This is a genomic window from Blautia sp. HCP3S3_D9 (genome assembly GCF_052063845.1).
GTDB lineage: Bacteria > Bacillota > Clostridia > Lachnospirales > Lachnospiraceae > Blautia_A.
Window position 1 is genome coordinate 1 of sequence record NZ_JBQHWS010000135.1, and the last position, 9,189, is coordinate 9,189.

Annotated in this window: 9 protein-coding genes; 8 read left to right on the forward strand and 1 reads right to left on the reverse strand. The window is 43.9% G+C overall.

Annotated features, from left to right (window positions below):
- Window positions 1–79 precede the first annotated feature (79 nt).
- The 6 genes from ACTNES_RS17530 to ACTNES_RS17555 all read left to right on the forward strand — a co-directional run bounded on the left by ACTNES_RS17530 (window position 80) and on the right by ACTNES_RS17555 (window position 5,877).
- On the forward strand, window positions 80–934 hold the full coding sequence (locus ACTNES_RS17530; RefSeq protein ID WP_340282587.1) for an FAD/NAD(P)-binding protein: 855 nt from the start codon (window positions 80–82) through the stop codon (window positions 932–934).
- Window positions 935–973: 39 nt separating this feature from the next.
- On the forward strand, window positions 974–1,639 hold the full coding sequence (locus ACTNES_RS17535) for a 2Fe-2S iron-sulfur cluster-binding protein (RefSeq protein WP_441040229.1): 666 nt from the start codon (window positions 974–976) through the stop codon (window positions 1,637–1,639).
- 15 nt (window positions 1,640–1,654) lie between these two features.
- Window positions 1,655–3,268 carry an FAD-dependent oxidoreductase gene (locus tag ACTNES_RS17540; protein ID WP_441040230.1) on the forward strand — a complete coding sequence of 538 codons (1,614 nt, stop codon included), beginning with the start codon at window positions 1,655–1,657 and terminating at the stop codon, window positions 3,266–3,268.
- Between the two features lie 121 nt (window positions 3,269–3,389).
- Window positions 3,390–4,232 (forward strand): fumarate hydratase, encoded by an 843-nt coding sequence (locus ACTNES_RS17545; RefSeq protein ID WP_118409384.1) that lies wholly within the window; start codon window positions 3,390–3,392, stop codon window positions 4,230–4,232.
- A 1-nt stretch (window position 4,233) separates the two neighbouring features.
- On the forward strand, window positions 4,234–4,800 hold the full coding sequence (locus ACTNES_RS17550; RefSeq protein WP_291817912.1) for a Fe-S-containing hydro-lyase: 567 nt from the start codon (window positions 4,234–4,236) through the stop codon (window positions 4,798–4,800).
- A 390-nt stretch (window positions 4,801–5,190) separates the two neighbouring features.
- The gene (locus ACTNES_RS17555) at window positions 5,191–5,877 is read left to right on the forward strand and encodes a YoaK family protein (protein ID WP_291817915.1); all 687 of its coding nucleotides are present in this window, start codon (window positions 5,191–5,193) and stop codon (window positions 5,875–5,877) included.
- A gap of 91 nt (window positions 5,878–5,968) precedes the next feature.
- Here the strand turns inward: ACTNES_RS17555 and ACTNES_RS17560 are convergent, their stop codons facing one another.
- Window positions 5,969–7,474 (reverse strand): 4Fe-4S dicluster domain-containing protein, encoded by a 1,506-nt coding sequence (locus ACTNES_RS17560; RefSeq protein WP_291811520.1) that lies wholly within the window; start codon window positions 7,472–7,474, stop codon window positions 5,969–5,971.
- Between the two features lie 296 nt (window positions 7,475–7,770).
- On the opposite strand from ACTNES_RS17560, the gene ACTNES_RS17565 reads away from it, so the two are divergent.
- Both ACTNES_RS17565 and ACTNES_RS17570 read left to right on the forward strand, forming a co-directional pair.
- Window positions 7,771–8,250: a complex I 24 kDa subunit family protein gene (locus ACTNES_RS17565; RefSeq protein WP_291811523.1), complete on the forward strand. Its 480-nt coding sequence runs from the start codon at window positions 7,771–7,773 to the stop codon at window positions 8,248–8,250.
- The coding region (locus tag ACTNES_RS17570) for an NAD(P)H-dependent oxidoreductase subunit E (RefSeq protein WP_441040231.1) at window positions 8,247–9,189 on the forward strand (943 nt) is incomplete at its 3' end. The genes ACTNES_RS17565 and ACTNES_RS17570, both read left to right, overlap by 4 nt.

The window sequence follows — 9,189 nt, forward strand, 5'->3', positions numbered from 1 at the left end:
GCTGCGTTGAGAAATGCCCGTCATCCTTAAATATCGTAAAAGTCATCAAAGCTTTTGAAAATCAGGGAGGTGAAAAATAATGAGCGAATGTACCTGCCATAAAAACTATACATTAGACACACTGATTCCAAAGGTTGGTGTGATCACAGATATCCGTCAGGAGACACCGGACGTTAAGACCTTTCGTGTAAATGCTCCTGAAGGGGGAAAGCTTTTTGAACATATGCCCGGACAGTGCGCAATGGTCTGTGCACCAGGTGTCAGTGAAGGTATGTTTTCCATTACTTCTTCACCAACAAATAAAGAATATCAGGAATTCAGTATCAAAAAGTGCGGTTCCCTGACTGATTATCTTCACAGCCTTCAGGTGGGAGATGAGATCACAGTCCGCGGACCGTACGGAAATCATTTTCCTGTAGAAGATAAATTAAAGGGCAAAAACCTTCTGTTTATCGCAGGTGGTATCGGACTTGCACCACTTCGTTCTGTAATCAATTATGTACTGGACAACCGTGCTGACTATGGAACAGTAGATATTCTCTATGGTTCCCGTTCTGCAGATGACCTGGTACAGTTAAAAGAAATCCAGGAAGTCTGGATGAAAGCAGAGGGAGTCAATGTTTATCTGACAATCGACCGTGAACAGGAAGGCTGGGACGGACATGTTGGATTCGTTCCTTCCTATTTAAAAGAGATCGGATTCGATACAAACAAAACAGCACTTGTCTGCGGACCGCCGATCATGATCAAATTCGTTCTTGCAGGACTGGAAGAACTGGGCTTCTCCAGAGAACAGGTTTATACAACTCTGGAGCTTCGTATGAAATGCGGCGTAGGTAAATGCGGCCGCTGCAATATCGGCTCCAAATACGTCTGCAAAGACGGCCCCGTATTCCGCTGCGACGAAATCGACGAACTGCCGAATGAGTATTGATGATATAGAAAGGACTGGTAATCTCAAATGGAAAACAATATGGTAAACGTATATTTTTTCGGTAAGAAATACAGTGTACCTGCAGAACTTACAATTATGACTGCCATGGAATATGCCGGTTATACATTGAAGAGAGGCTGCGGATGCAGACACGGATTCTGCGGAGCCTGTGCAACCATCTACAGAATCAAAGGTCAGAACGAACTGAAAACCTGTCTTGCCTGTCAGACAAAGGTAGAAGAAGGAATGTATGTAGCAAGCATCCCATTCTTCCCTACAGACAAGAGAACCTATAATATAGAAGAACTTCAGCCAAACCAGCAGGTAATGATGGAACTTTATCCGGAAATCTACAGCTGTATCGGATGTAATGCCTGTACAAAAGCATGTACTCAGGACTTAAATGTAATGCAGTACATTGCATATGCACAGAGAGGCGAACTGGAGAAATGTGCAGAAGAATCCTTTGACTGCGTAAGCTGCGGATGCTGTTCCGTAAGATGCCCGGCCGGCATTTCTCATCCAATGGTAGGTCTTCTTGCAAGACGTCTCACAGGTAAATATATCGCACCTAAGAGCGAACACCTTGAGAAACGTGTAGAAGAAATCCATGAAGGTAAATTTGATGACCTGATCGAGCAGATCATGCAGAAACCTATTACAGAGATGCAGGAACTTTATAACAACAGAGAAATTGAGAAATAAGGAGGGCGTAAGAATATGTATGCACCATATCCAGAAAATATGATGGAATCCATCAAAAAGGTAGAGGCTACAAGAGCAGAGCGTATGGCAACAGAGCCAAGACGTCTGACAGCAGATGAAAAAGACGCTCTTCTTCAGAAATTCCATCCGGATTATAATCCAGACGCATTTGCAGAGATCAAAGTCGGACCAAACAAAGGACAGAAAGCTCCTCTGGAACTGGCAGAAATGCTGCATTCAACCAGCCGTCTGATCAACGAAAAGATTGACCTTACAAAAATTGGTTATGACGTAGACGTACTTGTAATCGGCGGCGGCGGTGCAGGTTCTTCCTGTGCCATTGAAGCCCACAACGCAGGTGCAGATGTTATGATCGTTACAAAGCTTCGTATCGGTGATGCCAACACCATGATGGCAGAGGGCGGTATCCAGGCAGCAGACAAAGAGAACGATTCTCCTGTACAGCACTATCTGGACTGTTTCGGCGGCGGACACTTCGCAGCAAAACCGGAACTGGTAAAGAGACTGGTAATGGAAGCTCCGGATGCGATCAAATGGCTCAACGACCTTGGCGTTGAATTTGATAAAGCAGAAGACGGAACCATGGTCACAACACACGGCGGCGGTACTTCCAGAAAAAGAATGCATGCTGCAAAAGACTATTCCGGATCAGAGATCATGCGTACCATCAGAGACGAAGTTCTGAACCTTGGTATTCCGGTCGTTGAATTTACTTCAGCCGTTGAACTTCTCAAAGATGAAAAAGGACAGGTTGCAGGTGCAGTTCTTCTCAACATGGAAACAGGAGACTATTCCGTTGCAAGAGCAAAAACTGTTGTAATTGCAACAGGCGGTGCAGGAAGAATGCATTATCAGGGATTCCCGACATCCAACCATTACGGCGCAACTGCAGACGGACTTGTACTTGGATACAGAGCCGGTGCTTCCCTTCTTTATCAGGATTCTATCCAGTATCATCCAACAGGAGCAATCTATCCGTCTCAGATCATGGGCGCTCTGGTAACAGAGAAAGTTCGTTCCGTTGGCGCACAGCTTGTCAATGCAAACGGTGAAGCTTACATCCACCCGCTTGAAACCCGTGACGTAAATGCTTCCGGTGTTATCCGTGAATGCGAAGAAGGCCGCGGTGTAGAAGTTCCTGGCGGACTCAAAGGTGTATGGCTTGATACTCCGATGATCGAGATCCTCGGCGGCGAAGGAACCATCGAAAAGAGAATCCCGGCTATGTTCCGTATGTACATGAACTACGGCATTGACATGAGAAAAGTTCCGATCGTTATTTATCCGACACTTCACTACCAGAACGGTGGTCTTGAGATTGACGGAGACGGATTCACAAAAGAAATCCCGAACCTCTTAGTTGCAGGAGAAGCAGCAGGCGGAATCCACGGAAGAAACCGACTGATGGGTAACTCTCTTCTGGACGTTATCGTATTCGGAAGAAATGCCGGTAAAAAAGCCGCTGCAAAATGCAAAAATGTAGAACTTGGCGAAATGAACCTCGATCATATCTACAAGTATGCAGACGAACTGGAGAAAGCAGATGTACATACTGATAAAGTATCTCCATTACTGCTTCCAAAATACGCCCGTCACGAACAGCGCTGACAGAAATATTCCGGTATCGATGATAGGGAATTGTCGGTACCGGGAGGCTTTGATATAATGAAAAAAGGAACGTGCTGCCGGATGGCGGCATATCCATAAATAAAGAAGGGAGCTTACCAGAATGCGTGAAGTAGAAGTAAGCAGACTTACAGATGTCATCGAAAAACTCTGTATCGAAGCAAATGAACATCTTCCGGAAGACGTAAAATGTGCGATCAAAACATGCCGTGCATGCGAAGACGGAGAGATCGCCAAGGGAATCCTTGACAACATTATCGAGAATTTTGACATTGCAGATAACGAGAATGTGCCGATCTGCCAGGATACAGGAATGGCATGCGTATTCCTTGAAATCGGACAGGATGTACATTTTGTTGGCGGAGATCTCACCGATGCGATCAATGAAGGCGTACGCCGCGGATATGACAAAGGATATTTAAGAAAATCTGTAGTAAAAGATCCGGTACGCCGTGGAAACACAGGCGACAACACACCGGCTATGATCTATACAGAGATCGTTCCTGGCGACAAAGTTAAGATCACAGTAGGCCCGAAAGGCTTCGGAAGCGAGAACATGAGCCAGATCCGTATGTTCAAACCATCCGCAGGATTACAGGGAATCAAGGATTTCATCCTTGAAGTAGTAGAGACAGCAGGCCCGAACCCATGTCCTCCAATGGTAGTCGGTGTCGGTATCGGCGGAACATTTGACAAATGTGCACTTCTTGCAAAGAAAGCACTGATGAGACCGCTGGATACTCAGAACCCGGATCCATTCTATGCAGACCTTGAGAAAGAAATGCTTGAGAAAGTAAACAAACTTGGAATCGGACCGCAGGGATTTGGCGGAAAGACAACAGCCATCGGCCTGAATATCGAAACAATGCCGACTCATATTGCAGGTATGCCATGTGCAGTTAATATCAACTGCCATGTAACCCGCCATAAATCGGAGGTGATCTGAGATGGAAAGAAAGAAAATTACACTTCCACTTACTAGAGAGCTGGCAAGAACTCTCCATGCAGGTGATCAGGTATTATTAACAGGGACTATTTATACATCCCGTGATGCAGGGCACAAGAGAATGTGCGAGGCCCTTGCAAAAGGTGAGAAAATTCCATTTGATCCTACAGATGCAACCATCTACTATGTAGGACCGACTCCGGCCAAACCAGGCGCAGTCATCGGTTCTGCAGGCCCTACAACTAGCGGACGTATGGATGCCTATGCACCGACAATGATGTCTGTCGGAGCAAGAGGAATGATCGGAAAAGGTGCCCGCCTTCCGGAAGTTGTGGAAGCTATGAAGAAATATGACGGCGTATACTTCGGAGCAATCGGCGGTGCAGGTGCACTCCTTGCAAAATGTATCAAGAAAGCAGAACTGATCGCATACGAAGATCTGGGAGCAGAAGCACTTCGTAAATTATATGTAGAGGATATGCCGCTTGTAGTTATCATCGACTGTGAAGGCAACAATCTTTATGAAGAAGGAAAAGCAGAATATCTTAAAGAACACGGAGATAAATAATTCGGCTGATACATAAAAAAATAACTTCCATATGCTGTAGTGATATACAGTGTATGGAAGTTGCTTTATATAATGAAAATAAACGAAATTAAAAAAAAATTTTTATCGCATAAGATATCAGCACACAAATAACCGCGATTATTGTGAATAGCTGATGAGCAGATATAAGTATAATATATCTTTTTCAGTGAATATTGGATTATATATATTGTATCCAATATATAAAAATCATATAAACGATAATATGAATTATATCTTTTACATTTGACCTATAAACGTATAACATAAATAAACGGTAAAAGAATAAATGCAGCTATCTATACAGATGATAACAGCAAATAAACTTAAACGGGGAAAATCATGAAAGATCATAATCAACACGAGATACAAATGTCAGAAGCCTTTTTAAACAGTGCATTCCTGGCACTGTCGGGAGGGTTTCAGGATGCCTACACCTATAATGCAAGAAACGAAGTATTCTGTAATGCACAGACAGGAAACGTCGTTCTTATGAGCCAGCATTTCATGGCAGGAGAGCTGATGGCAGGACTGAGTTATTTCTTTCCAATCGTCTTTTTTGCATTTGGTGTATGGGTAGCAGAAAAAGTTCAGGCGAATTTCAAATATGCAAGGAAACTGCACTGGAGGCAGAGCATCCTGCTGGCAGAGATCCTGATCCTGTTTTCAGTAGGATTTATACCAACAGAATACAATATGCTGGCAAATGCCATGGCATCCTTTGCCTGTGCAATGCAGGTACAGTCTTTCCGCAAGGTAAACGGCTATTCCTATGCAAGCACCATGTGTATCGGAAACCTGCGCAGCGGTACTGCAGCTTTATCCGGATATTTCCGTGAGAAAAAGCCAAAACAACTGGAACAGGCAATGTACTACTTTGGAATCATCTTCATGTTTGCAGTAGGTGCAGGTATTGGCGGAAACTTATCCATTCACTTCGGAATCCGGATGATCTGGGTTTCCTGTGGATTCCTTACAATCAGTTTTCTGTTGATGTTCGTAGAAAAGTATAAACATTTTCATGAGGAACATGGACATAAAGAGCCACATCATTCCTGATTAATATTACAAAAAATAAAATGATAAATAAGAAATAAGAAAGCTGCCCGTAAAAAATATCAGTTTACGGACAGCTTTCTTATGTTTCATATTAGTTTAATTCAATCTCTTCCAGTTCTTTGGACGGAAGTTTCTCTGTAGAAGAAGCCAGATAACCTTTCAATGCTTTGGCTGCTTTTGCATACGGAGCATTGGTTCCGGCACCGCCCATACATCCGCCAGGGCAGGCCATACCTTCGATCATACAGCCATTTAACTTGCCGACTTTCGCCAGAGTCAGCATTTTCTTACATTCTGCAAGGCTCTCCGCATGTTCAATATGTACCGGTACATCCGGATAATATTCTTTCAGACATGCTTCGATCGCACCTGCAACACCGCCTGCAACCGCATATCCACGACCAGCAGCAGTAGCATCATGCAGACTCTCAGAAGCCTTTACAGCAGCAGGATCAATTTCCTTCGCATCGAAAAGTCCCCATAATTCTTCAAACGTAATAACAAAATCAACATCACTTCTTACAGAACTGCGCATAGCTTCCAGTTTCTTGGCAGCACACGGTCCGATAAATACAACTTTTGCATTCGGATGTTCTTTCTTAATACTTCTTGCAGTGGCAACCATTGGAGTCAGCTCCTGAGAAATATTGTCGATCATAGTCGGGAACTGCTTCTTTGCAAGCATAGACCAGGACGGACAGCAGGAAGTAAGCAGGAAGGGAAGATTACCAGTGGCAACTTCTTTTGCATAATGGTGCGCTTCGCTGATAGCGCCGATATCTGCACCAAGGGCAACTTCATATACATTGGTAAATCCAAGCGCTGTCAGTGCCGCATGGAATTTACCCGGAGTTACCGCATCACCGAACTGACTGATATAAGCAGGTGCAACTTCTGCAATGATCTCATTTCCTTCGCGAAGTGCATGCGCCAGCTGGAAAATCTGAGATTTATCAGAAATCGCTCCGAACGGACAGCTCACCATACACATACCACAGGAAACACACTTCTTATCATCAATCTGTGCACGTCCCTGCTCATCACTTCCGATTGCTTTTACACCACAGGCACGTTCGCATGGACGTTCTTTATGGGCGATAGCATCATATGGACAGACAGATTTGCACTTTCCGCATTTCACGCACTTTGTCTGATCGATATGAGATTTGCCGTCTACCATAGAGATTGCGCCCTTTGGACAGGCCTGCATACATGGATGAGCGACACATCCTCTGCACATGTTGCTGACCTCGTACATATTGGAAGGACAGGCAGAACATGCAGATGGAATGACCTGCATAAGCGGCGGCTCATAATATTTCTCATCAATATTGGAAGCCTCAACTCCTGCAGTCAGATGAACCGCTTTGTTCTCCGGACGGAGAGAAAGGCCCATAGCCAGTCGTACACGTTCGCTTGCAACTGCACGTTCACGGTAAATGCTCTCACGGTACTGTGCACGCTCCTGAACAATATTGTAAGGAACTGCTTCAATGTCGTGAATCAGGGAGTCATCTGTAGACTCAAAGCCAAGCTTTGCCACCTCTCCAAAAATTTTGCGCCGGATCTGCTTTACGGGTGTATCAAGAGTTCTCATATTCTTTTGTTTTCTCCTATAATTTTATTTCCGCGCTCTTTAACGATAAAACTATATCAAAAACAAAGAGAATTGTCATGTTTTTTGTTTAACACACTTGTTAAAGAAATTGCATTTCATTTGGAGATATTTACAAAAATTATAGATTTATAAAAGAAAACAATAAATAATTTTCAGAAAAATATAAAAATGATATTGTGAAAAATAACCATATATTGTATAATATCAACAGCACATATATTAATAATAACTAAAGTTGCGTGGAGATCAAAAAACATATTTAAGGAGGGAACCGAATGTTAGATCAGTCTTATTACAGAAAAGCGGATGAGATCATCGAATACTACGGACGAAAAGCGGCATCTCTGATCCCGATCATGCAGGACATTCAGGCAGAGTACCGTTATCTTCCGGGAGAACTGCTCACCTATGTAGCAAAGGAGATCGGAGTAAAAGAAGCCAAGGCATACAGTGTTGCCACATTCTATGAGAACTTTTCCTTTGAGCCGAAAGGAAAATATGTCATCAAAGTATGTGACGGAACAGCTTGTCATGTAAGAAAGTCCATGCCTGTAAAAGAAGCTCTGATGAAAGAACTTGGGTTAAGCCATAAGAAGCATACAACGGACGATATGCTCTTTACAGTAGAGACTGTTTCCTGTCTTGGTGCATGCGGACTTGCGCCGACACTGACTGTAAATGATGAAGTACACCCGAAGATGACTCCTGAGAAAGCTGTCGAACTTTTGAATGAATTGAGAGGTGAGTGCGTATGAGTATTAATAGCAGGGACGACCTGTTAAATAAACAGGCAGAGGTAAATGAACAGATCAAATCTTACACCTGTCGCGTTCTTGTCTGTTCAGGTACTGGATGTATCGCATCCGGAGCACAGAAGATTTATGATGAGATGGCAACACTCTGTGAGAGAATTGACGGTGTAACAGTGGAAATGCAGAAAGACGTGCCTCATGTAGGCGTAGTCAAAACAGGATGCCAGGGCTTATGCGAACTTGGACCTCTGATGAGAATTGAGCCATACGATTATCAGTATGTGCATGTACAGCCGGAAGACTGTAAAGAGATCGTAGAGAAAACTATTCTGGAAGGAAAACCGGTAGAGAGACTGTTTTATAAGGATCATGACACTGTCTGTCCACATCCGGACGATATTCCGTTCCTGAATCAGCAGACACGTATCGTTCTGGAGAACTGCGGTAAGATTGACGCAGAATCTATTGATGAATATATTGCAGTAGGCGGCTATCAGGCTCTTGCAAAAGTACTGGGAGGAATGACTTCTCAGGAAGTAATTGATGAAGTGACCAAGTCCGGTCTCCGCGGCCGTGGCGGTGCAGGTTTCCCTGCAGGCAAGAAATGGTCTCAGGTTGCACGTCAGGCAGAGAAGACCCGTTATGTAGTATGTAACGGTGATGAAGGTGACCCTGGTGCATTTATGGATGGTTCCGTAATGGAAGGTGATCCATATAAGATGATCGAAGGTATGACCATCGCAGCTTACGCAGTAGGCGCAGAAGACGGTTATATTTATGTTCGTGCAGAGTATCCTCTTTCTGTAAAGAGACTTAGAATGGCAATCGAACAGGCAGAGAAATATGGTCTGTTAGGTGATAATATTTTAAATTCCGGTGTAAACTTCCACTTACATATCAACAGAGGTGCCGGAGCTTTCGTATGTGGTGAAGGTTCTGCCC